Below are 25,755 nucleotides of genomic sequence, written 5' to 3' on the forward strand. Positions count from 1 at the left end.
GAGGGGCCACCCGGGGGCGGCCCCTCGGGGCTACTTGCGCTTGCCGCGCCTGGGCTTGCGCTCGTCCTTCGGGGCGGGGCTCTTCGCGGCGGGCTTGGCGGCGGGCTCGGCCTTGCCCGCGCCCTGCTTCTTGACGGCCTCGATCGCGGCCTTGGCGGCGGCCGGGTCGAGGTACTCGCCGCCGCGCTTGAGCGGGGAGAAGTCGTCGTCCAGCTCGTAGACGAGCGGGATGCCGGTGGGGATGTTCAGGCCGACGATCTTCTCGTCGGAGATGTCGTCCAGGTGCTTGACCAGGGCGCGCAGGGAGTTGCCGTGCGCGGCGACCATGACGGTCTTGCCCGCGGCCAGGTCGGGGATGATCGAGTCGTACCAGTACGGCAGCATGCGGTCGACGACGTCGGCGAGGCATTCCGAGCGCGGGATCAGCTCGGACGGCAGCTCGGCGTAGCGCAGGTCGTTGACCTGGGACAGGGGGTCGTCGTCCTTGATGGGCGGCGGCGGGGTGTCGTAGGAGCGGCGCCACGTCATGAACTGCTCTTCGCCGAACTCCTCGCGCGTCTGCGCCTTGTTCTTGCCCTGGAGGGCGCCGTAGTGGCGCTCGTTGAGGCGCCAGGAGCGCTTCACCGGGATCCAGAGCAGGTCGGCCACGTCAAGGGCGATGTTGGCGGTGCGGATGGCCCGCTTCAGCAGGGAGGTGTGCAGCACGTCGGGGGTGATGTCGGCGTCGAGCAGCAGATCGCCGCCCTTGGTCGCCTCGCTCTCGCCCTTGGCGGAGAGGTCGACGTCCACCCAGCCGGTGAACAGCCCCTCCGCGTTCCAGACGCTTTCGCCATGCCGGAGCAATACCAGGGTCGCCATGGCACCAGAGCCTAGCGGCCCCGCGCGGGTCACTCGCGGTTGGCCGGGTCCGCGAAGGAGGCGAAGGCCTGGAGGTTGGCGAGGCTCTCGCCGCGCTTGACGCGCCAGTCCCATTCGCGCTGGATGGACGACTTGAACCCGCGCTCCAGCGCCTTGTCGAAGTTCTCGTCGGAGTAGGTGAGGACGCAGCCGAGGAGGCGGTCGATCTCCTCCGGCGAGACCGCTTCGAGCGGGACCTTCCCGACGAGGTGGACGTCGCCCACGTCGTCCAGCGCGAAGGCGACCCCGTACATGCGGCCGTTCTTCTCCAGGAGGAACCGGTAGAACTCGGCGTGGTTCTCGTCCGGGCGGCGGCAGAAGAACGCCTCGACGTGCAGGGAGTGGTCGCCGGCGATGAGCCACGTCATGGTGGCGAGCTTGTGCTGCCCGGGGAGCTTGACGAAGAACGCGTTCTCGCGCGGCTCCTCGAACTCCAGCTCGTTGGATCTCAGCGTCTCGCGGATGGTCTCGACGATGGTCACGTGTCTCCCCCTTGGAGGGCGGCTCCCCCGCGCCCCCGGTCGGCTCGGCTCATACGGTGGCCCGCGCGGCCGTGGCCGGCACCGGCATGGCACCGGTATACACCTCGAGCAGCCGGTCGACGGTGGCGTCCCAGCCGAAGCCGTGCGCGTGCCGGACGGCGCCGCGGGCGAGGCGGGCGTGCAGGCCGGGCTCGGCGTGCAGGCGCCGCAGGACGGCGGCGTAGTCGGCGGGGTCGTGGCCGGGGACCAGCACGCCGGACTCGCCGTCGGCGACCGCCGTGCACAGACCGCCGACGCGGGACGCCACGACCGGGGTCCCGCAGGCCTGGGACTCGACGGCGACGAGCCCGAACGACTCGCTGTGGGACGGGACGACGGTGACGTCCGCGGCGCGGTACCAGTCGGCCAGCTCCTGCTGCGGCGACGGCGGCTCGAAGCGCACGACGTCGGAGATGCCGAGTTCGGCGGCGAGCAGTTGCAGGCCCGCGGGGCGGCACAGCCCGGAGCCGCTCGGGCCGCCGACGACGGCGACGACGAGCCGCGAGCGCAGCGCCGGGTCGTCGGCGAGCATGCGGGCGACGGCGCGCAGCAGCACGTCGGGGGCCTTCAGCGGCTGGATGCGGCCGACGAACAGCAGCACGTAGGCGTCGCGGGGCAGGCCGAGGCGGCGGCGGGCGGGGCCGGTCCGGTGCGGGAGGAGGCCGGCTCCGCGGGCGATGAACGGCGGTTCGGGGCGGAACAGCGACAGGTCGACGCCGGGGCTGACGGTCGCGACGCGGGAGGAGTCGGCGCCGTAGAGGTCGACGAGTTCTCCGGCCTCCTCGGCGGTGTTGGCGACGAGCTGGTCGGCCGACGCCGCGACCTGCTCCTCGCCGAGGACGCGCTCGGCCGGTTCGGGCCTGTCGTCGTCCGCGAGGGCCGCGTTCTTGACTTTGGCCATCGTGTGCATGGAGTGGACGAGCGGGACGCCCCACCGCTCCTTGGCCGCCCAGCCCGCCTGGCCGGACAGCCAGTAGTGCGTGTGGAGGAGGTCGTAGTGGCCGGGCTCGTGGGCCGCCTCGGCGCGCAGCACCCCGGAGGTGAACCCGCACAGGTACCGGGGAAGCTCGGCCTTGTCGAGTTCCTCGAACGGCCCGGCGACCACGTTGCGGACGAGGACGCCCGGCGCGAGTTCCACGGCGGGCGGGAGGGCCCGCGAGGTCGCGCGGGTGAAGATGTCCACCTCGACGCCCCTGGCGGCGAGCCGCTTGGCGACCTCGACCACGTAGACGTTCAGACCGCCCGCGTCGCCGGTGCCCGGTTGGTCGAGAGGGGACGTATGCACACTGATCGTCGCAACCCGGCTGATACGACGCGACACCCGACACCACCTCCGACAGTGCAACCTATCGACCGGGTTCCGTGTTCCCTCGGTCAGGGGGACAAGCGCGCCGCCCCGCCACAGTGACGCACCTCACCCGCGAACGACGCGCGGATAGGCTGCCGTTCCGGCTTACTCTGCCGATCCACGCTCACCCACCGGGAAGACTGGACGCATGCGCAAGACGGCGATTGTGACCGGAGCAAGCAGCGGCATCGGGGCGGCCACGGCGCGGCGCCTGGCCGCCGAGGGGTTCAACGTCGTGCTCGCCGCGCGGCGCCGCGACCGGCTCGACGCCCTCGCCAGGGAGATCACCGAGAGCGTCCCGGGCGCGGGCAGGATGGCGCCGTTCACCCTGGACGTGACCTCGCAGGAGTCGGTGGACGCGCTCGCGGCGGCCGTCGGCGCCTGCCACGTCCTGGTCAACAACGCCGGCGGGGCGCTCGGCCTGGAGAGCGTGGCGACCGCCGACCTGGAGGACTGGCGGTCGATGTACGACAGCAACGTCATCGGCCTCGTCCGCGTCACCAAGGCGATCCTGCCGAAGCTGGTCGAGAGCGGCGCGGGCCACGTCGTCAACATCACCTCGCTGGCCGGGCACGCCCCCTACGAGGGCGGCGGCGGGTACAACGCGGCCAAGTACGCCGCCTACGCGGTCAACGAGGTGCTGCGCCTGGAACTGGTCGCCGAGCCCGTCCGGGTCACCGAGATCGCGCCGGGCCTGGTCAAGACCGAGGAGTTCTCCCTCGTCCGCTTCCGGGGGGACGAGGAGAAGGCCGCCAAGCCGTACGAGGGCGTCCCGGAGCCGCTGGTCGCCGACGACGTCGCCGACTGCGTCGCCTGGGCCGTCACCCGCCCGCCGCACGTCAACATCGACCGCATCGACGTCCAGCCGCGCGTCCAGGCGGCCCCGCACAAGCTCCACCGCGAGTAGGCATTTTCAGGAGTAGGCCGTCACCGCGAGTAGGCCGTCACCGCGAGTGGGGCGCGACGGCGCTCCAGGGGAGCGTGACCTCGCCGAGGCGCCACCGGTTCCGGCCGCCGTACGGGGGACGCGACAGGACGGGATGACTCAGCGCCAGCAGCGACACGGCCTCGACCCAGCGTGCGCGGGGACCGAACGCCGAGTGGGGCGCCGCGGTCGCCCAGCAGCGGTCGAACGCGGTCAGGAAGTCGTGGACGGGCTCGCCCGGCACGTTCCGGTGGATCAGCGTCTTGGGCAGCCGCTCGGCCAGCGCGGACGGCCGTTCGAGCGAGCGCACGTGGGCCGCGAACGTGATGGTGGCCGGGCCGTCCTCGGTGAACGTCACCCAGACGGCACGGCGCCCGATCTCGTCGCACGTCCCCTCGACCAGGACGCCGGAGGGGGCGAGGCGCGCGCGCAGTTCGTCCCATGCGCGCCATGCCGCCGCCTCGTCGTACTGCCGCAGCACGTTGAACGCCCGTACCAGCACCGGCGGGCGCGGCACCGGCAGTTCGAAGCCGCCGCGCCGGAACGAGAGCCCCTCGTGGGGCCCGGTCGCGGCGGCGAAGGCGACCCCGGCGGCGACCCGGGCCGGCTCGATCTCGATGCCGACGACCTCCAGGCGCGGCGACACCGGGCGGAGGCGCGAGTAGAGCTCGAAGGTGGTGACCGGGGACGCGCCGTAGCCGAGGTCGACGGCCAGCGGCCGTGCGCCCGAGCGCAGCGCGGCGGTCTGGGTGGCGGCGATCCAGCGGTCGATCCGGCGCAGCCGGTTGGGGGCGGTGGTGCCGCGGGTCACCTCCCCCCGCGGCCTCGGGACAGGGGGCACGGGGTAATTGTCGGGGGTCCGGCGCTATGCCCCGTACGCCAGTTCACTTCGGTGGCAGCCCACCCGCTGAACCGGATTCGGTAAGTCATCGGTTACGGTGCTGCCGACGCCCCGTCCCCTGGAGGAGTGCCGATGCTCGACCTGGCGACCCTGCACGAGGCCATCGCCGCCGCGATCCCCGACCGCGAGTGCCTGGTGTGGCGCGAACGCCGGATGACCTGGCGCGAGGTCGCCGACCGGACGCGGCGGCTGGCGAACGTCCTGCACGCCCGCGGCCTCGGCCTGCGCACGCGGGACGGCGGCGGCGCGGCGTCCGAGCCGTGGGAGTCGCCCCACGACCATCTCGCCCTCTACCTGCACAACGGGCCCGAGTACCTGGAGGGGCTGGTCGGCGCGCACAAGGCGAGGGTCGCGCCGTTCAACGTCAACTACCGGTACGTGGACGACGAGCTGGCCCAGCTGTTCGCCGACGCCCGGCCGGCCGCCGTCCTCTACCACGCGCGGTTCGCCGACGCGATCGGCCGGGTGATCGACAGGCTCGGCACCGGCCCGCTCCTGCTCCAGGTGGCGGACGACTCGGGCGCCGCCCTCCTGCCCGGCGCGCTCGACTACGAGGACGCGCTCGCCAAGGCGTCCTGCGAGCCCCTCCCCGGCCGTCCGAGCCCGGACGACCTGCACATCCTCTACACCGGCGGCACGACGGGGCTGCCGAAGGGCGTGCTGTGGCGGATCGGCGACCTGATGGCCGGGCCGCTCGGCATGCGGCGCCGCGACGGCGCGCCGCTCACCGACCTCGGCGAGGCGGTCGAGCGGGCCGTCCGCAGCGACGTCCGCGTACTGGTCGGGCCGCCGCTCATGCACGGCGGGGGGACGTGGTCGGCGCTCGGCGGCTGGTGCGGCGGCGGCTGCGTGGTGTTCCCCGACCGGGTGGACGGCCTGGACGCCGCCGACCTGATGGCCACCGCCGAGCGCGAGCGCGCCACCCGGATGCCGCTGGTCGGGGACGCGTTCGCCCGTCCGATCGTCGCGGCGCTGGAGGCGCGCCCGCACGACCTGGCCTCGCTGCGGACACTGATCAACTCCGCCGCCGGCGTCAGCCCCGGCGTGCGGGCGCGGCTCCTCCAGCTCCTCCCGCACGCCCGGCTCGTGGACGTCCTCGGCTCCTCCGAGAGCGGGTTCCAGGTCACCCGGCACGGCCCGGACGCGCGGACGTTCCGCGCGGCGGCGGGCACGGCCGTGCTCAGCGCGGACCGGTCCCGGCGGCTCGCGCCCGGCGAGGACGAGCTCGGCTGGCTGGCCAAGGGCGGCGACGCGATCCCGCTCGGGTACCTCGGCGACCCGGTGAAGACGGCGGCCACGTTCCTCACCGTGGACGGCGAGCGCCTCGTCGTCGCGGGCGACCGGGCCCGGCTCCTCGCCGACGGCGCCGTCGAGGTGCACGGGCGCGAGGCCACCACGATCAACACCGGCGGCGAGAAGGTGTTCGCGGAAGAGGTCGAGACCGTCCTGCGCGGCCTGCCCGGCGTCGCCGACGCGCTGGTGGTCGGCCGCCCGAGCGAGCGCTGGGGCACGGAGATCGTCGCGGTGGTCGGCCCGTCCGGAGCCCCCTCCGACACGGAGCTGCGCGCCGGGTGCGCCGCCCACCTCGCCCGCTACAAGATCCCGAAGGCGTTCGTGCGCACCGACCGCGGGCTGAGGCTGCCGAACGGCAAGGCCGACTACGCCGCCGCCCGCGACCTCCTCGGCTGAACGGGACCCCGTCCGGCCCTGTACCGGGCGCCCCGCGGCACGGGATCATTGCGGGATGCCGGATCTGAAGCTCCTGCTCGCCGACCTCGCCGCCGAGGGCGACTCCGTCGACGCCCTCGTCGCGCCGCTGGCCGCCGGCCGCTGGGCGGACCCGACCCCCGCCGAGGGCTGGACGATCGCGCACCAGATCGCGCACCTGGCCTGGACGGACGCGCAGGCGGCCGTCGCGGCCACCGACGCCGCCGCGTTCGCGCGGATCGTCGGGGAGGCCATGGCCGACCCCGGCGGCTACGTCGAGGCCGGCGCGCGGGAGGGGGCCCGGGAGGAACCCGCCCGGCTGCTCGCCCGCTGGCGGGAGGGCCGCCTCCGGATGGTGGACGCCCTCGCCGCCGTCCCGCCGGGCACGCGCCTGCCCTGGTTCGGCCCGCCGATGAGCGCTGCGTCCATGGCGACCGCGCGGCTCATGGAGACCTGGGCGCACGGCGAGGACGTCGCCGACGCGCTCGGCGAGCGCCGCGAGCCCACGCGCCGCCTCCGGCACGTCGCGCACATCGGCGTCCGCACCCGCGACTTCGCGTTCCGCAACCGGGGGCTGGAGCCGCCCGCCGAGGAGTTCCGCGTCGTCCTGCGGGGCCCGGACGGCGACGAGTGGACCTGGGGCCCGCCGGACGCCCGCCAGTCGGTCACCGGTCCCGCCCTCGACTTCTGCCACGCGGTGACCCAGCGCCGCCACCGCGCCGACCTGGCCCTCACCGCGACCGGCCCCGGCGCCGACCGCTGGCTGGACGTCGCGCAGGCCTTCGCGGGCCCGCCCGGCACCGGCCGCGCCCCGGCCCGCGCCTGAGGGATCCGTGCGCTGAGAGATTCGCCACTGACCTCGGCGTTCGCGTTCGCGGCGCCCGAGGGTGGAGAAGTTGACCGTATGACAGTTCTCATCGCATACGACGGTTCTGACGACGCGCGGGCGGCGGTCGAGTACGTGGCGCGGCACCTGCGTGACGAGCCGACCGTGATCATGACGGTGTGGGAGCCGCTGTTCACCCAGATCTCCTGGGCGCCCCTGGCCGCCGCGGTGCCCGTGGCCGGCCGGATCGACGAGGGCGAGCAGTACGAGGAGGAGAAGCAGGCCGAGCGGCTCGCCCAGCAGGGCGCCGACATCGCCGCCGAGGCGGGGCTGACCGGCGTGGCGGTGCGCGCCGAGCGCGGCGGCGGGCCGGTGTGGGCCGCGATCGTGGACGTCGCGGAGGAACTGGACGCCTCCCTCGTCGTCACCGGCTCGCGCGGTCTGGCGGGGGCCCGGTCGGTGATCCTGGGCAGCGTGTCCACGCGCGTGCTGCACCACGCCCACCGCCCGGTCCTGGTGGTGCCCCCGCCGAAGGAGGACGACGAGGGCTGAGGCGCTCCCCCCGCGCCCGCTGGAACCGATGAACGCTAGAGCGCTCCCACGGCGCGCTCGAAGGCGTCGTAGGCGGCCTCGGTGAACAGGACGAAGCGGGCGTCCATCACCTGGGTCGGGGTTCCCCGGACGGTGCCGACCGCGATGCGGGCGGCATCGTCCATGGGCCAGCCGTAGATGCCGGCCGACACGGCGGGGAAGGCGATCGAGCCGACGCCCAGCTCGTCGGCGATGCGGAGGGACTCGCGGTAGCAGGAGGCGAGCTGGTGGGAGCGGTCCTCGGCGGAGGAGTACACGGGGCCGACGGTGTGGATCACCCATGCGGCGGGCAGCAGCCCGGCCCTCGTCGCCACCGCCTGGCCGGTCGGCAGGCCGCCGCCGTAGTGGGACGAGCGGAGCCTGCGGCACTCCTCCAGGATCTCCGGGCCGCCCTTGCGGTGGATCGCTCCGTCCACCCCGCCCCCGCCCAGCAGCGACGAGTTCGCCGCGTTCACGACCGCGCCGACCTTCTGCTCGGTGATGTCGCCGTGGACAAGAGTGATCTTCATGTGCCGCCGATCCTTCGCAGTGCCGAATCCCGTCAGAGAACAAGAATTCTCGCCCGTGGCGCACGCGAAACGCGTTCGGGCGCTTCCCGGCGGTACGCTCATGGCGGACGAGCCGCCGGGGGGCGGTGTGGCCCGTCCGACTTCGTCCGGCCGGACGCAGGGGGGTGTCCATGCGGAACGCCGGGCGTGACCAGTGCTGGACAGACCCCACAGCAGACGATGCACGATGGCGCGAAAGTCGCGGAGGTACCCCCTTGAAGATTCTCCTCGCCGGAGCGACCGGAGTAGTCGGCCGCCGGCTGATCCCGCTGCTCGTCCAGGCGGGCCACGAGGTCGCAGGGACGACACGCCGGACCGAACGCACCGGCATGATCCGCGACCTCGGCGCCGCACCGGTCGTGCTGGACGTGCTCGACGCCGCCGCGGTGCGCGACGCCGTGGCCGCCGTGCGCCCCGACGCCGTGGTCCACCAGCTCACCGACCTCAGCGACGAGGACTTCGCGGCCAACTCGCGCCTGCGGATCGTCGGCACCCGCAACCTGGTCGACGCGGCGAAGGCCGCCGGCGTGCGGACCATGGTCGCCCAGAGCATCGCCTGGCTGTACGTGCCGGGCGACGCGCCCGCCGTCGAGACCGACCCGCTCGACCCGCACCTGCCGCCCTACGCGGGCATCGCGGCGCTGGAGGCGGCGGTCTCCGAGATGCCGCACGGCGTCGTCCTCCGGTACGGGGCGCTCTACGGCCCCGGGACCTGGTACGCGCCGGACGGCGCGATCGCCAAGCGGGTGCGGGCCGGCGTCCTGCGCGAGGCGCCGTCCTGGACGTCGTTCGTGCACGCCGACGACGCGGCGTCGGCGGCGCTCGCCGCCCTGGACTGGCCCGCCGGGGTCGTCAACGTCGTCGACGACGAGCCGGCGACCACGGCGGACTGGCTGCCGGTCTACAGCGCGGCGCTCGGCGCGCCCAGCCCGGGCAGCGCCGGCAAGCACGCGGCCGCGACGGGCCGCCCGGCGTCCAACGCCAAGGCGCTGAGCCTCGGGTGGAAGCCGCGAGTCGCGTCCTGGCGCACCGGTTTCGCCCGGATGGACGTGCCCGTCCGGACCGACTGACCTGGTCGGGAACAGGTCCGGACGGAACGCGACGACCGGTCAGCCGAACTGGAACGAGCGCTTGGCGAGTCCCAGCCAGTAGCCGTCGATGACCGACCGCCGCCGCGAGGCGGCGTCGGCGTCGGCGCCGAGCGCCACGAACAGCGGCGCGAAGTGCTCCGTCCGCGGGTGCGCGATGCGCGCGGCCGGGGCCTTGGCGCGGAAGTCGAGCAGGGCGTCGACGTCGCCGCCCCGCACGGCCCGGTCCGTCCACTCGTCGAACTCCGCCGACCACGCGGGCGGCGCCGCGTCCGGGTCCGGGCGCATCTCGCGCAGGTTGTGCGTGGTGAAACCGCTCCCGACGATGAGGACGCCCTTGTCGCGCAGCGGCGCGAGGCTCCGCCCGACCTCGAAGAGGCGCTCCGGCTCCAGGGTGGGCATCGACATCTGCAGCACCGGGACGTCGGCGTCCGGGAACATCTCCACGAGGGGGACGTACGCGCCGTGGTCCAGGCCCCGCTCCTCGTCCTGGTGGACGCCGGGGATGAGCCTGCGCACGTCGTCGGCGAGAGCGGGCGCGCCGGGCGCGTCGTACCGGACGGTGTAGTAGCGCTCGGGGAAACCCCAGAAGTCGTGGACGAGCGGCACGGGCCGGGTGGCGCCGATGCTCAGCGGTGCCTCCTCCCAGTGCGCGGACACCATGAGGATCGCCTCCGGCCTCGGCAGTTCCGCCGACCAGCGGGCCAGCTCGGCGGTCCACCGGGCGTCGTCGGCCAGCGGAGGCGCGCCGTGGCTGAGATAGAGCACCGGCATCCTGGTCATGTCCGTCCTCCCCTTACTTGAGAGCTCAACCATACTCGATTTCGTTGAACATTCAAGTCTTGAGGGTTCAAGTGCCGGGTAGACTGCCGGCATGGCCGAGACGATGACCGAGCCGCGCTGGCTCGACGACGACGAGCAGGAGACCTGGCGCGCCTTCCTGTGGACGTCCCGGCTGCTCGGCGAGGCCCTCGACCGCCAGCTCCAGCGCGACTCGGGCCTGCCGCACACCTACTACATGATCCTGGCGATGCTGTCGGAGGCGCCCGGCCGCGCGCTGACGATGACCGAGCTCGCCGAGATCGTCCACTCGTCCCCGAGCCGCCTGTCGCACGCGGTGAACCGGCTGGAGGAGGCCGGCTGGGTGAGCCGGTGCAAGCCCGCCTCCGACCGGCGCACCACGATCGCCCGGCTGACCGACGAGGGCTTCGCCGTCCTCGCGAAGGCGGCGCCCGGCCACGTCGCCGAGGTCAGGCGGCACCTGTTCGACCCGCTGACCCGCGAGCAGGTGCTGGAGTTCCGCGAGATCCTCCACGCCCTGCTGGGCTCCCTCGACCCGGACCGCGAGGCGCCGTGCGCCCGCGAGGACTAGACGAACTCCACGCCGTGTGACTTCGCCTCGGGGTGGGCGGCGGCGAGGAGCCGCATGCCCTCCTCCTCCAGTGCGGCGCGCTCCGGCCCCGGGACGGGAGCGAACGGCTCGATCCGCAGCGTGGCCTCGCCCCGGCCCTTCTCCATCTTCCACATGCCGTGGACGAAGCCGTCCACGAGGAACGTCGCGCGGATGATGCCGTTGACGGTGAAGACGCGCTTGCGGTGCTCCTCGGAGATGATCCGCACCCGGTCGGCGTGCGACAGCAGCAGGTTGTCGAAGTCGGGGACGAACCGGACCGGCGCCTCCACGTCGGGGCCGGGGCGCGGCGCGTCCGTGAGGTCGTACAGCGTCCGGCCGTTCTCGTCGTGGAAGGTCACCAGCTCGGGCCCGAGCCGCTCGACGACCTCGCCGAGGCGCGTCAGCCCGGCCCACTGCTGGACGTCCTGGACGCTCGCGGGCCCGAACGCGCGCAGGTAGCGCCGCACGAGGTCGTCCGGGGACGGATCGGGCGCCGCGGGCCCGAGCCAGTTCTCCAGCGTGGTGTGCCGCGCGACCCCGGACGATCCCCAGATCCCGCGCGGCGGGACCTGCACGAGCGGCAGGGAGAGGCGGACCGCCCAGGCCAGCAGCGCCGGGTCCTCGTCCGGCCAGCGTTCGGCCAGCAGAGCGCGCAGGTCCTTGTCGGACCGCGGCTCCTCCTCCAGCAGGGCCCGCGCCCACGCGGTGACGGCGGCGAGGTCGAGGTGCCCCAGTTCGGCCCTGCGCGCCTTCAGGTGGTTGTCGAGGATCACCTGGGTCATCGGCCGCAGCGCGCGGGCGTCGCGGGCGCTGACCAGGTGCAGCGTCCCGCGCATCAGCACCATCCGCAGCGCCCGGCGGTCGGCGATCAGCTCCCCGGCCTCGTCGAGCGCGTAGTCCGCGAGCCGGCTCCACAACCCGATGTGGGGCGGGTTCGGGGCCTGCGCCTGCAGCCCCACCAGATGCTCGATCGCCTCCAGCGCGGGCATGGCGTGCCGCCGCAGCAGGAGCTGGCGGGCCAGCAGCGCCCGGTTGAGCGCCCGTCGTCCCAGCTCAGTCGTCATAACGCGTGACCAGCTCCTGCCAGCTCGGAGGGGGACCGGGCAGTTCGTACCGGTCCGTGAGGTTCATGGAGTCCAGGATCAGCGCCAGGTAGCGGTGCTGGAGCCGGTTCATCCGCTCGTCGTCGCCGATCCGGATGCCGTGCAGGTACTCCAGGATCACCGAGATGTCGCCGACCTCGATCTCGGGACGCAGCGCGCCCGCCTCCCGGGTGCGCTCCAGCAGCCGCTGCGTCGCGACATGGATCTCGCGGCCCTTGCGGCTCATGGCCTCGGTCACCTCGAAGCTGCCCGCCAGGCGCATGGTGAGGGAGCCCGCGCCGATGTCCAGGCAGCGGCGCATGAACGCGGCGAACGCCTCCCACGCGTCGCCGTCGTCGTCCAGGGCCGCCTCCACCTCGGCGAGGTAGCGGTCCATGCCCTCGTCGGCGAGCTTCTGGAGCAGGTCCTCCTTGCTCTTGTAGCGCCGGTACAGCGCGCTGATCCCGACCCCGGCGTGCTCGGCCACCGCCGAGACCGGCGCGCCGGGGTCGGCGGTGAACACCGCCCGCGCCGCCTCCCGGATGAGTTCGTCGTTGCGTGCGGCCTGCGCTTTCCGCCCGCTCATGGGCGCCCGTGCCGTCTCCATGCCCCCATGTTAGCGGAACGAAGAATTCCGTTCTACGTCTGCCGGGTCGCCCCTTGACGCGGTCACTGCCCGGCCCCATTATGAACATACGTTCATGAACAATTGTTCATATGGAGGAGACCGTGACGGAGATCGTCAACACGCACCAGGCGGAGGCGTGGAACGGGTACGAGGGCGAGCACTGGGCCGAGAACCACGACCGGTACGACGCCATGAACGGCGGGTTCAACGAGGTCCTGCTGGAGGCGGCGGCGATCGGACCGCGCGACCGGGTCCTCGACATCGGCTGCGGCAACGGGCAGATCACCCGGCTCGCGGCACGGCGGGCGGCCCTCGGCGCCGCGACGGGCGTCGACCTGTCCCGGCCGATGCTCGCCCGCGCCCGCTCGCTCGCCGAGCAGGAGGGCGTCGCGAACGTGGCCTTCGAACGGGGCGACGCGCAGGTGCACCCGTTCCCCGCCGCCGGCTTCGACGTCGCCGTCAGCCGGTTCGGGATCATGTTCTTCACCGACCCGGTCGCCGCGTTCGGCAACGTCCGGCGGGCCCTGCGCGAGGGCGGCCGGCTGGCGTTCCTGTGCATGGCGCCTTTCGCCGAGAGCGAGATGGGGGCCATCATGGCCGCGCTCCCGCCCCTCGACCGGCCCCCGGTCGGGCACGACGGCGGGCCGCTGTCGCTCTCGGACCCGGGCCGCGTCCAGGAGGTGCTCGGCGGCGCCGGGTTCCACGGCGTGTCCAGCCGCAGGGTCGTGGCCGACCAGATCTGGGGACGCGACGCCCGCGAGGCCGGGGAGTTCTTCGCGGGCTGGGGCCCGATCCACTACAACTACGGCTCGGGCGACGAGGTGCGCGACGCCCTCGTCGAGGCGATGCGCCCCTTCGAGCGCGACGGCGCCGTCCGCCTGCGCAGCACCGCGTGGCTGGTCACGGCGCGGCGATGAGGCGCGCGGCGTGGCCGGACTTCCCGCCCGGACTCCCCGCGCACGGGTTGGGCCTCGCTCATTACCATGCGGGGTGATGTCACCTCGAAGAGCAGCGGCGCTGGGCGCCGGCGACCGCACCCTGCGCGACCACCTGATCGCCACGGCCGAGCGGCTGATCGCCGAGCGCGGGACGGCGGGCCTGACCGTCCGGGCGATCGCGCGGGAGGCGGGCGTCGCCGACGGCGTCCTCTACAACCACTTCGCCGACAAGGAGGAGCTGCTCGCGCACGCGCTGCGGGCGCACGCCGAGTCGGTCGCGCGGCCGCTCGGCCCGCTGCCCGAGCCCGGTGCCGGCACGGTCGAGGAGAACCTGCGCGCGTACGTGGCGCACGGCCTCGCCCTGCACGACGGGCTGCTGCCCGCGCTGACCGGGCTGGTCGCGCAGCCGGCCGTCCTCGCCCGGTTCGCCGCGCTGAGCGGCGGGGGCGGCACCTGGAACGAGCGGCTCGCCGCCTACCTGCGCGGCGAGCGCGACCTCGGCCGCCTCGACCCGGGCGCCCGGGTCGAGGCGGCCGCCTCGCTGATCGTCGGCGCCTGCCACGAGCCGGTGCTGTCGCTGTTGTTCCAGGGGCGGGGCATCGCGCACCGCGTGTCGCCGGCCCTCGTGGACGACCTCGTCGCGACCGTCCTCGACGGCATCGCCCCCCGCTAGGACGCCCTGCTCTCCAGGTGCTCGGCCGCTAGGACGCCATCGCCTCTCTGACCTCCTCCAGCGTGCGCTGGGCGATCGCGTTGGCGCGCTCTTCGCCCTCGGCGAGGACGCCGCGCAGGTACGCCCGGTCGGCGGCGAGTTCGGCGCGGCGGGCCCGGATCGGGCGCAGGAACTCGTTCACCGAGTCGGTCACGACCTTCTTCAGCGCCGCCGCGCCGCCGTCGCCGATCTCGGCGGCGACGGTGTGCGGGTCGCGGCCCTGGCAGAGGGCGGCGAGCAGGACGAGGCCGGAGACCTGCGGGCGGGTCTCGGGCGCGTAGGTGATGGTCCGGTCGGCGTCGGTCACGGCCCGCCTGACCAGCCGCGCCGTCTCGTCCTCGGTGGCGGACAGGGCGATGGCGTTGCCGCGGCTCTTGCTCATCTTGTGGCCGTCGGTCCCGAGCAAGAGCGGCGCGGACGACAGCAGGGCGTCCGGTACCGGGAAGACGGGCCCGTACCGCTCGTTGAAGCGGCGCGCGATGGTCCGGGTGATCTCCTGGTGCGGGAGCTGGTCCCTGCCGACGGGCACGAGGTTGGCCTTGCAGAACAGGATGTCGGCGGCCTGGTGGACGGGGTAGGTGAACATCAGCCCGCTGACCGCCGCCTGCCGGGACGTCGCGATCTCGTCCTTCACCGTGGGGTTGCGGCTCAACTCCGCGATCGACACGAGCGACAGGAACGGCAGCATGAGCTGGTTCAGCGCGGGGACGGAGCTGTGCCGGAAGATCGTCGCCGTGGACGGGTCGATCCCGGCCGCCAGGTAGTCGGCGACCAGGCCCTCGACGTACTCCGACAGGTGGTCGGCGACGTCCCGGTCGGTGAGCACCTGGTAGTCGGCCACCAGGACGAAGAGCTCCACGCCCGTGTGCTGGAGCCGCGCCCGGCTGGCCAGCGTGCCGAAGTAGTGCCCGAGATGCAGCGGGCCGGTGGGCCGGTCGCCGGTCAGGATCCGGAAGGCTCCGGGGTCGACCGCGATGCGTTCTTCCAGCTGGCGGCTGCGGGCTTCAGGGGTGATGTCCATGGGGCTCCTCCTCGTCGGGTCTCCGGCCGTCCGCCGGTCGGGCCCGGTCACCGAGGAAGAGAAAGGGCCGCCCAGCGGACGGCCCGATCGCATGCGTCACTGTGGCCGTCCTAGGACGGCCACCAGCCGAGACATGCGGTGCGCTTCACCCCGTCATGGTAGCCCACCGAATGCGGCGGATGCCAGATAATCTAGAACGAAACCATCCTGGGTAGGCTGGGCGCATGACCTCGATGGCCCCCGCCCGCACGCAGACGGACCTGTCGTTCCTGCTCGACCACACCAGCCACGTGCTGCGCGGCCGCATGACGGCGGCGCTCGCCGAGATCGGGCTGACCCCGCGCATGCACTGCGTCCTGGTGCACGCCCTGGAGGAGGAGCGCACCCAGGTCCAGCTCGCCGAGATCGGCGACATGGACAAGACCACCATGGTCGTGACCGTCGACGCCCTGGAGAAGGCCGGGCTCGCCGAGCGGCGGCCCTCGTCCCGGGACCGGCGGGCCCGGATCATCGCCGTCACCGAGGAGGGCGCGCGGGTCGCCGCGCGCAGCCAGCAGATCGCGGACGGCGTCCACGCGGCGGCCCTCGGCTCGCTGCCGGACGACCAGCGCGAGGCCCTCGTCCGGGCGCTGGGCACCCTGGCCACCGGGCATCTGGCCACCCCTCCGGAGACCACGGCGCCGGCCCGGCGGGCCCGCGAGCGCCAGAAGTAAATCTGTCCTAGATAGTCTGTAACAAAACTATCTGCTACGGTCTCTCTTGTCCTTCCCGACAGGAGATGACCGATGCCCTCCCTCCCGCTCTCCCCGCTCCGCTCCAAGTGGGCGGCGCTCGGCGTGCTGTCCGCCACGATGCTGATGACCATCCTCGACGGCAGCATCGTCACGGTCGCGGCCCCCGCCATCCAGGACGACCTCGGCTTCTCGCCCGCCGGGCTCAGCTGGATCATGAACGCCTACCTGATCCCCCTCGGCGGCCTGCTGCTGCTCGCCGGACGGCTCGGCGACCTCGTCGGCCGCCGGACGCTGTTCCTCGCCGGGAACGCGGTCTTCACGGCGGCGTCGGTACTGGCGGGCGCCGCCACCACGTCCGGCCTGCTGATCGCCGCCCGGTTCCTGCAGGGCGTGGGCAGCGCCCTCGCCTCCGCCGTCGTGCTCGGCATCCTCGTGACCCTGTTCACCGACCCCCGCGAGCGGACCAGGGCGATCGGGGTGTTCAGCTTCACCGGCGCGGCCGGCGCGTCCATCGGGCAGGTGCTCGGCGGCGTGCTCACCGACGCGCTGAGCTGGCACTGGATCTTCCTGATCAACCTGCCGATCGGCCTCGCCGTGATGCTGCTCGCCCTTCCCGCCCTCCCCCGCGACCGGGGCGCCGGCCTGGCCGCCGGCGCGGACGTCGCGGGCGCGGCGCTGGTCACGTCCGGGCTGATGCTCGGCATCTACACGGTCGTCAAGGTCGAGCGGCACGGATGGCTGTCGGCGCACACGCTGGGCCTCGGCGCCGTGTCGCTGCTGCTGCTCGCCGGGTTCGCCGTCCGCCAGACCCGCGCCGCGACGCCGCTGATGCCGCTGCGGATCCTGCGCTCCCGCAACGTGTCCGGCGCCTACGTCGTCCAGCTGCTGACCCTTTCGGCGATGTTCTCGTTCCAGGTGATCGTCGCCCTCTTCATGCAGCAGGTGCTCGGCTACGGCGCACTCGGCACCGGGCTCGCGATGCTCCCCGCGGCCGTGTCGATCGGCGCGGTGTCGCTGCTGGCGTCCGCGCGGCTGTCGAACCGCTTCGGCGAGCGGTTCGTCCTGGTGGCCGGGCTCGTCCTGCTGATCGGCGCGATGGCCTGGCTCACGACCGTCCCGGTGGACGCGGACTACGTCACCGACCTGCTCCCGGTGTTCGTGCTGATCGCCGGCGGCGGGCTCGTGCTCCCGTCGCTGACCGGGCTCGGCATGTCCAGTGCCCGGCCCGAGGACGCGGGCCTGGCGTCCGGCCTGTTCAACACCGTCCAGCAGGTGGGGATGGCGCTCGGCGTCGCGGTCATGACCACGCTCGCCGCGTCCCGCGTCCAGTCCCTGCGGGCGGACGGACGGGACACCGCCGCCGCCCTCACCGGCGGCTACCACCTGGCGTTCACCGTCTCGGCCGGCCTGCTGGTCGCCGCGCTCGCGGTGTCCCTGCTCGTCCTTCGCCGCCCGGCGCCCGCCGCCGGCGCCGCGCCCGTCGAGTCCGTCCCCGCCAACGTCTGAAGGAGATCACGATGACCGAGTACGGCCCCGGACAGGGACCCGGCCCCAAGCCCGTCGGCGAGGACGAACTATCCCGCCTCCTCGGCGAGCAGCAGTTCGGCGTCCTCGCCACGAACAAGAAGAACGGCCACCCGCACGTCTCGACGGTCATCTACACGTGGGACCCGGACGAGCGCGTCGTCCGGATCTCCACGACGGCCGACCGGGCGAAGGTGAAGCAGCTCCGGCGCGACCCGCGCGCCGCGCTGCACGCGTCCGGCGCCGGCCACCTGTCGTTCGCGGTCGCCGAGGGCTCCGCCGAGCTGTCCGGCGTCAGCGAGGAGCCCGGTGACGCGACCGGGCGCGAGCTGCTCGCGATGACACCGGGCTTCGACGACCCGGCGGACGAGCGGGCGTTCCTGGAGCAGATGGTGAAGGACCGGCGGCTGGTGATCCGCCTGCGCGTCACCCGCCTCTACGGGACGGTCCTGGCGGACTAGTGCGGCAGGACGAGGAGCAGCAGCGGGAGGACGGCGATGACCGGGACGGCGGCCGACGCGGCGAGGCGGGCCCGGCGGGGCAGCGGCTCCGGCTCCAGCAGCCGGTTCACCCGCGCCATCACCGGGATGTCGCTGTGCGAGGCGACGCCGAGCGTGCCGGACGGCGCGGCGGCCGGGCGGGCGGCGGCGAAGCGCAGCAGCGCGGTCGCCAGCTCGCGCGGCGGGCGGCCGTGCCGGGCCCGGTCGTCGGCGGCCATCTCGATCAGCAGCTCCACCGCGTCCAGGCACCGTCCGACCAGCCGGAACTGCGGGAACACCTGGCGCAGTGACGCGAACGGCAGCAGCACCAGGTCGTGGCGCTCGCGGGCGTGGGCGCGCTCGTGCGCGAGCACCGCGGCCAGCTCGCCGCGGTCGAGCAGCTCCATGGTCCCGGCGCTGACGACGACCTTGGACGAGCGGACGCCCGGCACGCAGTACGCGGCGGCGCCGGGGTGGTCGAGGACGAGGGTGCCGGGCACCGAGGAGTCGCGGCGCGACACCAGCGCGAGCAGGGCCCGGTGCCGCCGCCGGGCCCGCACGACCCGCAGCACCGCGAACATCAGCATGACCAGCAGCACGCCGGTCAGGCTGATCGCGGCGAGCAGGGCCGCCACCTGCACCGGGTTGAGCCGGGCCGCCTGGTCGGCGTACAGGCCGGGCAGCCCGCCGAGGACGCCCTTGCGGTACGGCAGGAGGGCGAGCCCGAGCAGGGCGCCGATCGTGGCGATGCCCCAGCACAGCCCGAGGGCCTGCCAGAGCGCGATCCCGATCCGGGGCGTGCGCCACGTCCACCGGGCCCGGGACAGCAGGTGCGCCCCGCCGACGGTCCCCAGTGAGATCAATGCGAGCAGGGCGGTGCCGGTCATGCCGGAGGTTCCTTACCGGTGATGCCCGCGAGGGTCTGGCGGATCACGTCGATCTCGTCCCGCGACACGGAGCGGACGAAGTGCGCGAGCGCCGCGTCGCGGTCACCGGTCTCGTTCAGGGCCCCGAGCATCAGCTCGGTGACGTACATCTCGCGGCTCGCCACCGGGTGGTAGCGCCAGGCGCGGCCGTCACGCTCGCGTTCGAGGAAGCCCTTCTTCGCGAGCCTGTCGAGGACGGTCATGACCGTGGTGTGCGCGAGGTCCCGGTCGTCGGCGAGGGCACGGCTCACGTCCCGGGCGGTGGCCGCCGGGTGCCCGGCTTCCTCCCGCGCCCACAGGACCTCCATGACCGTGCGTTCGAGCTCTCCCAGACCCTTCACACGCCCCAGATTATCCGACGGTCACCGCACTGGCCACGTCAGGTAGTACTACCGCCTGTAGGGGGCGCGACGAGGCCGAACTCGTAAGCGATGATCACGAGCTGGACGCGGTCGCGGGCGCCGAGCTTGGCCAGCAGCCGCGCGACGTGCGCCTTCGCGGTGGCCACGCTGATGACCAGTTCCCCGGCGATCTCCTGGTTGGACAGGCCGAGGCCGACGAGGGTCAGCACCTCCCGCTCGCGCTCGGTGACGCCGTCCACGCGCCGGGGCCGCCCGGCGGCCGGTTGCGGACGCGCCGCGAACTCCTCGATCAGCCGCCGGGTGACGCTCGGCGCGATCAGGGCGTCCCCGCCGGCGACGACGCGGATGGCCGCGAGGATCTCCTCCAGCGCCATGTCCTTGACGAGGAACCCGCTGGCGCCCGCCCGGAGCGAGCCGTAGACGTAGTCGTCGTCGTCGAACGTGGTCAGCATCAGCACGCGGGCGGTGTCGGGCCCCGCACGGCGGATGCGGCGGGTGGCCTCGATGCCGTCCATGTCGGGCATGCGGATGTCCATCACGACCACGTCCGGGGCCTTCTCCTCCACGAGGCGGACCGCCTCGGCCCCGGTTGCGGCCTCGCCCGCGATCTCCAGGTCGGGGGTGTCGGCGATCAGGACGCGCAGCCCGGCGCGGATCAGCGGCTGGTCGTCGGCCAGCAGGACGCGGATCGTCATGCGGCCGCCGGCGCCGGGATCCGCGCCGCCACCCGGAACCCCCCGCCGGGGCGCGGACCCGCGGCGAACTCGCCGCGCAGCAGGGCGACCCGCTCCCGCATCCCGACGAGGCCGTACCCGGTGCCGACCACGCCGCCGTGCCCGTCGTCCTCGATCTCGACGGCCAGCTCCCCGTCGCCGTAGCCGATCGTCACCCGGCAGCGGTCGGTGCCCGCGTGCCGGACGACGTTCGTGACCGCCTCCTGGACGATCCGGTAGGCGGACAGGTCCACGTCCGGCGGCAGCGGCCTCGGCTCGCCCGACGTGCGGACGTCGACGGCGACGCCCGCGTCCCGCGTGGCCTCGGCGAGGCGGCCGAGGTCGTCCAGGCCGGGGGCGGGTCCGAGCGGCGCCGCGCCCGGGTCGTCCCTGCGGAGCGCGGTGAGCATCCTGCGCAGCCCGGACAGGGTGTCGCGGCTGGTGGTCTCGATGGCGTCCAGCGCGTTGCGGGCCTCGGCGGGCTGGGTCTCGATGACCCGCCCGCCCGCGCCCGCCTGGATCGCGATGATCCCGATGCTGTGGGCGACCATGTCGTGCAGCTCCCGCGCGATCCGGAGCCGCTCGGCGGCGACGGCCTGCGCGGTGGCCTGCTCCCGCATCGACTCGGCGTGCGCGCGCCGCGTCCGGACCGAGTTCCCCGCCATGTACGTGACGGCCGTCGCCAGCAGGACCGTCACCAGCAGCGTCTCGTCGGCCTGCAGGAACGCGGCGACGGCCGCGGCCTGGAGGAGGCAGGTCGTGATCACCACGGGGGCGGAGACCTTCCGCGGGCGGGTCGCCGCGATGTAGCCGGACGAGACGTCGGTGACGAGGACCAGCAGACCGGCGACCCCCCCGGAGGGCAGCGACAGCAGGGCGAAGATCCAGGCGAGCAGCAGGATCGCGTGGGCGGCCAGCGCCTGCCGCCGCAGCAGGGACAGCACCAGGACCGTGAGCCCGGCCGCGACGAGGATCTCCAGCTGCTGGAAGGCGGACCTCCCATGGGAGAACACGACGAACACGACCAGCGGGTACACGGCGGCGCCGCACCAGGCGAGGACCGTCCCCGTACCGCGGCTCACGCGGCGCAACGACCGGGCTGACATGCGCCGATCGTAACCGCCGCCCCGTCCCGGCACATTGGCCCGGAGGCGTAATCCCGCGGGTCGCGAGCGCCTTCCGGAGCCGCTCGCCGAGCGCTACCGCCTCCGGGTCAGCCCGCCGGCTTCCTCCAGCGATCACGGTGGACGGCGGTGTCCAGCGCCCTGCGGCGCCGCCAGCCGTGCCGTTCGAGATCCGGAACGGATTCCAGGTGGGTGACGGGGCCGAGGCAGAGCCATGCGACCGGGCGGATCGTCTCCGGGATGTTGAGCAGGCCGCGCAGGTGCGGCTCCCGGTAGAACGACACCCAGCCGACGCCGAGGCCCTCGGCGGTGGCGGCGAGCCACAGGTTCTGGACGGCCAGGCACACCGAGTACAGCCCCGCGTCGGCGATCGCGTGCCGGCCGAGGACCGCCGGACCGCCGCGCTCGGGATCGTAGGTGACCACGACCGACAGGCTGGACTCCAGAATCCCGTCGACCTTGATTCGGGCGAAGCGCTCGGCGGCGGCGCCCGCCAGGGTGGCGGCGAAGGCGGCGCGTTCGGACTGGACGTGGTCGTGGAAGGCCCGCCGGATCGCCGGGTCTTCCACGAGCACGAAGTCCCACGGCTGCGACAGCCCGACGCTCGGCGCGGCGTGCGCGGCCTCCAGGACCCGGTAGAGGACGTCCCGCGGGATGGGCGCACCGGTGAACTCGCCGCGCACGTCGCGCCGGCGGTGGATGGCGTCGTAGATGTCCATGACAGGCGATTCTGCCGACGCCGGGGACGGGGCCGCCGGACGGGGTGATCAAGGCCGTCCGGCGCCCGGGACGTCGACCTCGACGGTGAGGACCCGGCCGCTGCCCGGCGTCACCGGCTCGGCCTCGGTCATGCCGCGCCATTCGGCGGCCGTGACGAACAGCGTGGCCCCGCCCGGCCCGCCGAGGACGCAGGCGAAGCCTCCGCGGTCGAGGTCGACCACGCGCAGCACCTCGCCTCCCTCGGCGACGCGCACGCACCGCTGGTTGGGGACGTCGGCGTACCAGACGGCGTTCTCCGCGTCCACGCAGATGCCGTCCGGGACGCCGTCGCCGAGGTCCGCCCAGGTCCGGCGGCGCGACAGTTCCCCGTCCGCGCCGATGTCGAAGGCCGTCAGGCCGCCGCCGTAGGAGTCCGCGACGATCAGCGTGGAGTCGCCGGGCGTCACCGCCATGCCGTTGGGGAACGCGATGTCGCCGGCCACCTCGCGCACGGAACCGTCCGGCCGCACCAGGGCGACCGCCCCGGGCGCGAACTCCTCCCCGGCCATCGGGTCGAAGCCGGGACGGTTGACGTACACGTTGCCGCGCCCGTCGGCGACGACGTCGTTCCAGCCCGGCCGGCCGAGGTCGGCGTGGGTGACCAGGGCTCCGTCCGGTTCCCGGCGCAGCAGCCGCCCGTCCGCCGACGAGACGATCACCATCCGGCCGTCCGGCAGCCACGCGGTGCACAGCGGGAGCGACTCCACCCGCGCCACCACCTCGCTCGCACCGTCCAGCCCGACCGCGACGACCTCGCCCGCGGACCAGTCGGAGAAGTACAACCGGTCACCGTGCCAGCGCGGCGACTCGACCAGTCCGCGGCCGTCGAGCAGCGTCCGTACCTCGTCCATCTTCCTCACCATCCTTCTCGGGTACCGATGTTCCGCCCTCTACACGAACGGCCTCCGGCCGGATCGACACCTCGCCGCCGGCTGTCCCGGGCCTGCGTTCCGCTCGGCCCGAGAGGACCCGAGTACACACTGGGAGGCCCCCGAGTGTGTATCGTGTGCCTCATGGCGAGACTCAACATCACGCTGCCCGACGAGCTTGCCGCCACGCTCCAGGGACTCGCCGAGGACAAGAAGATCGCCTCGGTGTCGGGGTTCCTCGCGGACGGCGCGCGGCTGAAGCTGGCCTACCTGCGGGACGCGTCCACGATCGACGATCTGTTCGGCCCGCCGACCCCCGACGAGCAGGCCATGGTCGACCGGCTGGTCGAGGGCGGCCCCTCGTCCCGCCGGGACGTCGCGTGATCACCGGTCACGTCTTCGACGCGACCGCACTCCTGGACCTCGCCACCGGCAAGACCGTCTACGTCCGCGCCCGGCTCCGGGCGTCCATCGCCCAGCACGCCACGATCGTCATCCCCGCGACGTCGCTGGCCCGCGCCTGGCAGCTCGTCCCCGACCACGGCCGCGCCCTGCTGGAGCGCCTGCCCGGCATGCAGGTCGTGCACGTCGACGACCTCGACGACGTGATCGCCCAGCAGACCGGCCTGCTCGTCACGACGATCCCGAACCTCGGCATGGACGCCGCCCAGGCCGCCTGGTCCGCCCGCTGGCGCCGCTGGCCGCTCGTCACCGCCGACCCAGGCCTCTACGCGTCCGTGCCGGGCGTCCGCGTGGAGCAGATCCCCTGACCCGGTCGGCGGCCGGACCGGTCGCGGGTCAGGTCGTGAGCTCCAGCTCCAGCTGCTCGTGGACGGGCCTCGGGGGCGGCGGCGCGGTCGGGCGGGAACGGCCCGGCCACCACCAGTTCGCGTGGCCGAGCAGGCTCATCAGCGCCGGGACGAGCATGAGGCGCACGATCGTGGCGTCCATGGCGACGGCGACCGCCAGCCCCAGGGCCATCATCTTCACCATCGGGTCCGGCTGCGGGACGAAGCTGGCGAACACGAAGATCATGATGAGCGCGGCCGAGGTGATGAGGCGGGCGGTGACCCCGATGCCGGTCACGACGGACCCGTGTGGATCGCCCGTCCGGTCGTACTCCTCCTTGATCCGCGACAGCAGGAAGACCTCGTAGTCCATGGACAGCCCGAAGATCAGGGCGAACATGAACAGCGGGATGAACGACATGATGGGGATGGCCTGGTCGACGCCGAACAGCTCGACGCCCCAGCCCCACTGGAAGACGGCCGTGACGACGCCGAACGAGGCGCCGATCGACAGCAGGTTCATCAGGGCGGCCTTCACCGGGACGATCACCGACCGGAACGCGATGACCAGCAGCAGGAGGGCGACGCCCACCACGGCGACGACCACGGTCGGCATGCGGTCCCCGACGGTGGCGGCGATGTCGATGATCGCCGGATTCTCGCCGCCGAGGTAGATCCGGGCGCCCGGATGGGCGGCCCGCACGTCGCGGATCTCCACGTTCCGCAGGCGTTGGACGAGGTCGGTGGTCGACGCCGCGTGCGGGGCGTCCCGCGGGACGACCTGCACGATCGCCGTCGTCCCGGTCACGACGGGCTCCCCGGCGAACACCACGCCGGGCACCTCGGAGAGCTTCTGCCGCAGTTCCTGCCCGAGGAGCACCGCGCGCTTGTCGGGCTTCTTGCCCGGGTCCGGCGCGCCCTTCGGACGGGCCGGCTCCGGGGAGGGGCCCGGCCCGGCCGCCGCCGGGCCCGTCAGGCCGGACAGCCCTCCGCGTCCCCTGACGGTCGGGACCACGCGCTTCGGCTTGACGCGCCTCTCCTCGCCCGGCACCTTCGCGACCACGACGAACGGGCTGTAGTGGCCGGCGCCGAACTCTTCGGCGACGATGTCGTAGGCCTGCCGCGCCTCCATCTTCGGGGACGACATGCTGTCGGCCATCACCCCGAACCGCAGGCTGAGCGTCGGGACGGAGAGCGCCAGCAGGACGAGGGTCGCGACGATCGCGTACGGCCAGGCGTGGCGGTCGACGTGGCGTCCCCAGGCCGTCCAGCGGGCGGAGGCGCGGTCCGGGCGCGCCCGGGGAAGGCGGTACCGGTCGATGCGCGGGCCCAGGGCGGCGAGGATCGCCGGGAGCAGGGTCAGGGCGGCGGCGACCATGATCGCGACGGTCAGCGCGGCGGCGATCCCGATGCGTCCGATGAAGGCGATCCCCGACAGGAACAGCCCGCAGATCGCGAACACGACGGTGCCGCCGGCGAACACGACCGCGTGGCCCGAGTGCGCCATGGCGCGCCCGACCGCGGTCTCGACGTCGTCGCCCTCGGCGAGTTGCTGCCGGTAGCGCGTCACGATGAACAGGGCGTAGTCGATCCCGGCGCCGATGCCGAGCATCGCGGCGACCATCGGCGCGGTCGGCGCGATCTGGAAGATCGACGCCAGGAAGTGGATCAGCGAGTACGCGACCACCATCCCGCACAGCGACACCACGATCGGGATGCCCGCGGCGAGGAACGAGCCGAACGCCAGCAGCAGGACGAGCATCGCCAGCAGGATCCCGACGCCCTCCTGCGGCCCGCCCTTCGGCTGGTTGAGGATCATCGCGACGATCCCGCCGAACTTCACCTCCAGCCCGGCCATCCGCGCGGGCTCGACGGCCCGGTTCAGCGCGTCGAGGTCGGCGCGGCCGACGTCGCTCATCGTGCCGGTGAAGTTGAGCCGGACGACGACGGCGGCGTCGTCCTTCAGCCCGCCCATCCCCTGCGCGTAGGGGTTCTCGACGAACGCGACCCGGTCGAGCCCGCCGATGTTCTCGATCGACTGGCCGACGGTGAGCGCGACCCTCCAGTCGGCGGGAGCGGCCTGGCGGGTCTCGTGGAACACCACCGTCGCGGTCGGCCCGGTCATCGCGGGGAAGTCCTGCCCGAGCGTGTCGATGGCGCGCTGGGTCTCGGTGCCGGGCAGCGTGCTCTGCTGGACGAACATGCCGCCGTGCATCAGGCCGAGGACGCCGGCGCCGAGCATCGCGGCGACCCAGAGCTCGAACACCGCGCGGCGCCGTCGCACGCAGAGCCGTCCGAGTGCCTCCAGGAAACGCGCCATGCCCGCAGAAAACACCCATCACATACAGTTT

29 protein-coding genes are annotated in these 25,755 nt (G+C 73.6%); 13 read left to right on the forward strand and 16 right to left on the reverse strand.

All coding sequences use genetic code 11. From position 1 onward, the window contains the following. Positions 1–30: 30 nt before the first annotated feature. From CHC11_RS23320 to mshA, 3 genes are read right to left on the reverse strand one after another with little or no spacing between them, the layout of a single operon-like run. Complete coding sequence (locus tag CHC11_RS23320) at positions 31–858, reverse strand: phosphoglyceromutase (protein WP_089313934.1); 828 nt, start codon at positions 856–858, stop codon at positions 31–33. 29 nt (positions 859–887) lie between these two features. Beyond that, complete coding sequence (locus CHC11_RS23325) at positions 888–1,379, reverse strand: type III secretion system chaperone family protein (protein WP_089313935.1); 492 nt, start codon at positions 1,377–1,379, stop codon at positions 888–890. Positions 1,380–1,428: 49 nt separating this feature from the next. Then, entirely contained in the window at positions 1,429–2,739 is a 1,311-nt protein-coding gene (gene mshA, locus CHC11_RS23330; protein ID WP_089313936.1) for a D-inositol-3-phosphate glycosyltransferase, read from the reverse strand. Positions 2,740–2,914: 175 nt separating this feature from the next. Between mshA and CHC11_RS23335 the strand changes: the two genes are divergently transcribed. Beyond that, entirely contained in the window at positions 2,915–3,673 is a 759-nt protein-coding gene (locus CHC11_RS23335) for an SDR family NAD(P)-dependent oxidoreductase (RefSeq protein ID WP_089313937.1), read from the forward strand. Between the two features lie 37 nt (positions 3,674–3,710). Here the strand turns inward: CHC11_RS23335 and CHC11_RS23340 are convergent, their stop codons facing one another. Further along, positions 3,711–4,532, reverse strand: a complete 822-nt coding sequence (locus tag CHC11_RS23340; protein ID WP_245919639.1) for a class I SAM-dependent methyltransferase — start codon at positions 4,530–4,532, stop codon at positions 3,711–3,713. Between the two features lie 132 nt (positions 4,533–4,664). Between CHC11_RS23340 and CHC11_RS23345 the strand changes: the two genes are divergently transcribed. From CHC11_RS23345 to CHC11_RS23355, 3 genes are all read left to right on the forward strand, one after another. Continuing rightward, a complete protein-coding gene (locus CHC11_RS23345) occupies positions 4,665–6,281 on the forward strand; it encodes an AMP-binding protein (protein ID WP_089313939.1) in 1,617 nt (538 codons plus the stop codon). 55 nt (positions 6,282–6,336) lie between these two features. Continuing rightward, positions 6,337–7,125: a TIGR03084 family metal-binding protein gene (locus CHC11_RS23350; RefSeq protein ID WP_089313940.1), complete on the forward strand. Its 789-nt coding sequence runs from the start codon at positions 6,337–6,339 to the stop codon at positions 7,123–7,125. Between the two features lie 78 nt (positions 7,126–7,203). Continuing rightward, positions 7,204–7,677 (forward strand): universal stress protein, encoded by a 474-nt coding sequence (locus CHC11_RS23355; RefSeq protein WP_089313941.1) that lies wholly within the window; start codon positions 7,204–7,206, stop codon positions 7,675–7,677. A gap of 35 nt (positions 7,678–7,712) precedes the next feature. On the opposite strand, the gene CHC11_RS23360 is transcribed toward CHC11_RS23355, so the two are convergent. Further along, positions 7,713–8,225 (reverse strand): O-acetyl-ADP-ribose deacetylase, encoded by a 513-nt coding sequence (locus tag CHC11_RS23360; protein WP_089313942.1) that lies wholly within the window; start codon positions 8,223–8,225, stop codon positions 7,713–7,715. Positions 8,226–8,479: 254 nt separating this feature from the next. On the opposite strand from CHC11_RS23360, the gene CHC11_RS23365 reads away from it, so the two are divergent. Continuing rightward, positions 8,480–9,334: an NAD-dependent epimerase/dehydratase family protein gene (locus CHC11_RS23365; protein ID WP_089313943.1), complete on the forward strand. Its 855-nt coding sequence runs from the start codon at positions 8,480–8,482 to the stop codon at positions 9,332–9,334. 39 nt (positions 9,335–9,373) lie between these two features. On the opposite strand, the gene CHC11_RS23370 is transcribed toward CHC11_RS23365, so the two are convergent. Continuing rightward, on the reverse strand, positions 9,374–10,135 hold the full coding sequence (locus CHC11_RS23370; RefSeq protein ID WP_089313944.1) for a dioxygenase family protein: 762 nt from the start codon (positions 10,133–10,135) through the stop codon (positions 9,374–9,376). Between the two features lie 103 nt (positions 10,136–10,238). Here CHC11_RS23370 and CHC11_RS23375 point away from each other — a divergent pair, with 103 nt between their 5' ends. Continuing rightward, the gene (locus CHC11_RS23375; RefSeq protein WP_089314189.1) at positions 10,239–10,724 is read left to right on the forward strand and encodes a MarR family winged helix-turn-helix transcriptional regulator; all 486 of its coding nucleotides are present in this window, start codon (positions 10,239–10,241) and stop codon (positions 10,722–10,724) included. Here CHC11_RS23375 and CHC11_RS23380 read toward each other — a convergent pair. Next, complete coding sequence (locus tag CHC11_RS23380; protein WP_089313945.1) at positions 10,721–11,809, reverse strand: winged helix DNA-binding domain-containing protein; 1,089 nt, start codon at positions 11,807–11,809, stop codon at positions 10,721–10,723. The two genes, CHC11_RS23375 and CHC11_RS23380, sit on opposite strands and share 4 nt — an antisense overlap. Next, positions 11,799–12,434, reverse strand: a complete 636-nt coding sequence (locus CHC11_RS23385; RefSeq protein WP_245919641.1) for a TetR/AcrR family transcriptional regulator — start codon at positions 12,432–12,434, stop codon at positions 11,799–11,801. Before CHC11_RS23385 ends, CHC11_RS23380 begins: the two co-directional genes overlap by 11 nt. Before the next feature lie 110 nt (positions 12,435–12,544). Between CHC11_RS23385 and CHC11_RS23390 the strand changes: the two genes are divergently transcribed. Then, a complete protein-coding gene (locus tag CHC11_RS23390) occupies positions 12,545–13,372 on the forward strand; it encodes a class I SAM-dependent methyltransferase (protein ID WP_245919643.1) in 828 nt (275 codons plus the stop codon). A 76-nt stretch (positions 13,373–13,448) separates the two neighbouring features. Continuing rightward, positions 13,449–14,066, forward strand: coding sequence for a TetR/AcrR family transcriptional regulator (locus CHC11_RS23395; protein WP_089313947.1), 618 nt, complete (start codon positions 13,449–13,451; stop codon positions 14,064–14,066). Positions 14,067–14,094: 28 nt separating this feature from the next. Here the strand turns inward: CHC11_RS23395 and trpS are convergent, their stop codons facing one another. After that, positions 14,095–15,126 carry a tryptophan--tRNA ligase gene (gene trpS / locus CHC11_RS23400; protein ID WP_089313948.1) on the reverse strand — a complete coding sequence of 344 codons (1,032 nt, stop codon included), beginning with the start codon at positions 15,124–15,126 and terminating at the stop codon, positions 14,095–14,097. A gap of 224 nt (positions 15,127–15,350) precedes the next feature. Between trpS and CHC11_RS23405 the strand changes: the two genes are divergently transcribed. The 3 genes from CHC11_RS23405 (at position 15,351) to CHC11_RS23415 (ending at position 17,845) form a co-directional block, all read left to right on the forward strand. After that, positions 15,351–15,839: a MarR family winged helix-turn-helix transcriptional regulator gene (locus CHC11_RS23405; protein WP_089313949.1), complete on the forward strand. Its 489-nt coding sequence runs from the start codon at positions 15,351–15,353 to the stop codon at positions 15,837–15,839. Positions 15,840–15,911: 72 nt separating this feature from the next. Continuing rightward, complete coding sequence (locus CHC11_RS23410; RefSeq protein WP_089313950.1) at positions 15,912–17,366, forward strand: MFS transporter; 1,455 nt, start codon at positions 15,912–15,914, stop codon at positions 17,364–17,366. An 11-nt stretch (positions 17,367–17,377) separates the two neighbouring features. Then, on the forward strand, positions 17,378–17,845 hold the full coding sequence (locus tag CHC11_RS23415) for a TIGR03618 family F420-dependent PPOX class oxidoreductase (RefSeq protein WP_089313951.1): 468 nt from the start codon (positions 17,378–17,380) through the stop codon (positions 17,843–17,845). On the opposite strand, the gene CHC11_RS23420 is transcribed toward CHC11_RS23415, so the two are convergent. From CHC11_RS23420 to CHC11_RS23445, 6 genes are all read right to left on the reverse strand, one after another. Next, complete coding sequence (locus tag CHC11_RS23420) at positions 17,842–18,750, reverse strand: M56 family metallopeptidase (protein WP_089313952.1); 909 nt, start codon at positions 18,748–18,750, stop codon at positions 17,842–17,844. The genes CHC11_RS23415 and CHC11_RS23420 overlap by 4 nt on opposite strands. Further along, complete coding sequence (locus CHC11_RS23425; RefSeq protein ID WP_089313953.1) at positions 18,747–19,130, reverse strand: BlaI/MecI/CopY family transcriptional regulator; 384 nt, start codon at positions 19,128–19,130, stop codon at positions 18,747–18,749. Before CHC11_RS23425 ends, CHC11_RS23420 begins: the two co-directional genes overlap by 4 nt. 38 nt (positions 19,131–19,168) lie before the next feature. Continuing rightward, on the reverse strand, positions 19,169–19,846 hold the full coding sequence (locus tag CHC11_RS23430) for a response regulator (protein WP_089313954.1): 678 nt from the start codon (positions 19,844–19,846) through the stop codon (positions 19,169–19,171). Beyond that, positions 19,843–20,970: a sensor histidine kinase gene (locus tag CHC11_RS23435; protein ID WP_089313955.1), complete on the reverse strand. Its 1,128-nt coding sequence runs from the start codon at positions 20,968–20,970 to the stop codon at positions 19,843–19,845. The genes CHC11_RS23430 and CHC11_RS23435 overlap by 4 nt, the downstream gene beginning before the upstream one ends. Before the next feature lie 107 nt (positions 20,971–21,077). After that, positions 21,078–21,707, reverse strand: coding sequence for a 5,6-dimethylbenzimidazole synthase (bluB, locus tag CHC11_RS23440; RefSeq protein WP_089313956.1), 630 nt, complete (start codon positions 21,705–21,707; stop codon positions 21,078–21,080). Positions 21,708–21,755: 48 nt separating this feature from the next. Next, positions 21,756–22,598 (reverse strand): SMP-30/gluconolactonase/LRE family protein, encoded by an 843-nt coding sequence (locus CHC11_RS23445; RefSeq protein WP_089313957.1) that lies wholly within the window; start codon positions 22,596–22,598, stop codon positions 21,756–21,758. A 162-nt stretch (positions 22,599–22,760) separates the two neighbouring features. On the opposite strand from CHC11_RS23445, the gene CHC11_RS23450 reads away from it, so the two are divergent. Together CHC11_RS23450 and CHC11_RS23455 are read left to right on the forward strand one after the other, a co-directional pair. Beyond that, positions 22,761–23,000 (forward strand): ribbon-helix-helix domain-containing protein, encoded by a 240-nt coding sequence (locus CHC11_RS23450; RefSeq protein ID WP_089313958.1) that lies wholly within the window; start codon positions 22,761–22,763, stop codon positions 22,998–23,000. After that, entirely contained in the window at positions 22,997–23,386 is a 390-nt protein-coding gene (locus CHC11_RS23455) for a hypothetical protein (protein ID WP_089313959.1), read from the forward strand. Before CHC11_RS23450 ends, CHC11_RS23455 begins: the two co-directional genes overlap by 4 nt. Before the next feature lie 28 nt (positions 23,387–23,414). Here CHC11_RS23455 and CHC11_RS23460 read toward each other — a convergent pair whose 3' ends face one another. Continuing rightward, positions 23,415–25,724, reverse strand: a complete 2,310-nt coding sequence (locus tag CHC11_RS23460) for an MMPL family transporter (protein ID WP_089313960.1) — start codon at positions 25,722–25,724, stop codon at positions 23,415–23,417. Between the last annotated feature and the right edge of the window lie 31 nt (positions 25,725–25,755).

This window comes from Actinomadura mexicana (assembly GCF_900188105.1).
Lineage (GTDB): Bacteria > Actinomycetota > Actinomycetes > Streptosporangiales > Streptosporangiaceae > Spirillospora > Spirillospora mexicana.

Excerpts from the sequence above, each read along its gene's own strand:
- CHC11_RS23360 (WP_089313942.1), bottom strand. The coding sequence starts at position 8,225 with ATGAAGATCACTCTTGTCCACGGCGACATCACCGAGCAGAAGGTCGGC.
- CHC11_RS23405 (WP_089313949.1), top strand. The coding sequence starts at position 15,351 with ATGACCTCGATGGCCCCCGCCCGCACGCAGACGGACCTGTCGTTCCTG.
- CHC11_RS23345 (WP_089313939.1), top strand. The coding sequence starts at position 4,665 with ATGCTCGACCTGGCGACCCTGCACGAGGCCATCGCCGCCGCGATCCCC.
- CHC11_RS23355 (WP_089313941.1), top strand. The coding sequence starts at position 7,204 with ATGACAGTTCTCATCGCATACGACGGTTCTGACGACGCGCGGGCGGCG.
- CHC11_RS23335 (WP_089313937.1), top strand. The coding sequence starts at position 2,915 with ATGCGCAAGACGGCGATTGTGACCGGAGCAAGCAGCGGCATCGGGGCG.
- CHC11_RS23370 (WP_089313944.1), bottom strand. The coding sequence starts at position 10,135 with ATGACCAGGATGCCGGTGCTCTATCTCAGCCACGGCGCGCCTCCGCTG.
- CHC11_RS23460 (WP_089313960.1), bottom strand. The coding sequence starts at position 25,724 with ATGGCGCGTTTCCTGGAGGCACTCGGACGGCTCTGCGTGCGACGGCGC.
- CHC11_RS23320 (WP_089313934.1), bottom strand. The coding sequence starts at position 858 with ATGGCGACCCTGGTATTGCTCCGGCATGGCGAAAGCGTCTGGAACGCG.
- CHC11_RS23430 (WP_089313954.1), bottom strand. The coding sequence starts at position 19,846 with ATGACGATCCGCGTCCTGCTGGCCGACGACCAGCCGCTGATCCGCGCC.
- CHC11_RS23410 (WP_089313950.1), top strand. The coding sequence starts at position 15,912 with ATGCCCTCCCTCCCGCTCTCCCCGCTCCGCTCCAAGTGGGCGGCGCTC.
- CHC11_RS23435 (WP_089313955.1), bottom strand. The coding sequence starts at position 20,970 with ATGTCAGCCCGGTCGTTGCGCCGCGTGAGCCGCGGTACGGGGACGGTC.
- CHC11_RS23445 (WP_089313957.1), bottom strand. The coding sequence starts at position 22,598 with ATGGACGAGGTACGGACGCTGCTCGACGGCCGCGGACTGGTCGAGTCG.
- CHC11_RS23395 (WP_089313947.1), top strand. The coding sequence starts at position 13,449 with ATGTCACCTCGAAGAGCAGCGGCGCTGGGCGCCGGCGACCGCACCCTG.
- CHC11_RS23375 (WP_089314189.1), top strand. The coding sequence starts at position 10,239 with ATGACCGAGCCGCGCTGGCTCGACGACGACGAGCAGGAGACCTGGCGC.
- CHC11_RS23380 (WP_089313945.1), bottom strand. The coding sequence starts at position 11,809 with ATGACGACTGAGCTGGGACGACGGGCGCTCAACCGGGCGCTGCTGGCC.
- CHC11_RS23390 (WP_245919643.1), top strand. The coding sequence starts at position 12,545 with ATGGAGGAGACCGTGACGGAGATCGTCAACACGCACCAGGCGGAGGCG.
- trpS (WP_089313948.1), bottom strand. The coding sequence starts at position 15,126 with ATGGACATCACCCCTGAAGCCCGCAGCCGCCAGCTGGAAGAACGCATC.
- CHC11_RS23420 (WP_089313952.1), bottom strand. The coding sequence starts at position 18,750 with ATGACCGGCACCGCCCTGCTCGCATTGATCTCACTGGGGACCGTCGGC.
- CHC11_RS23450 (WP_089313958.1), top strand. The coding sequence starts at position 22,761 with ATGGCGAGACTCAACATCACGCTGCCCGACGAGCTTGCCGCCACGCTC.
- CHC11_RS23385 (WP_245919641.1), bottom strand. The coding sequence starts at position 12,434 with ATGGAGACGGCACGGGCGCCCATGAGCGGGCGGAAAGCGCAGGCCGCA.
- CHC11_RS23350 (WP_089313940.1), top strand. The coding sequence starts at position 6,337 with ATGCCGGATCTGAAGCTCCTGCTCGCCGACCTCGCCGCCGAGGGCGAC.
- bluB (WP_089313956.1), bottom strand. The coding sequence starts at position 21,707 with ATGGACATCTACGACGCCATCCACCGCCGGCGCGACGTGCGCGGCGAG.
- CHC11_RS23415 (WP_089313951.1), top strand. The coding sequence starts at position 17,378 with ATGACCGAGTACGGCCCCGGACAGGGACCCGGCCCCAAGCCCGTCGGC.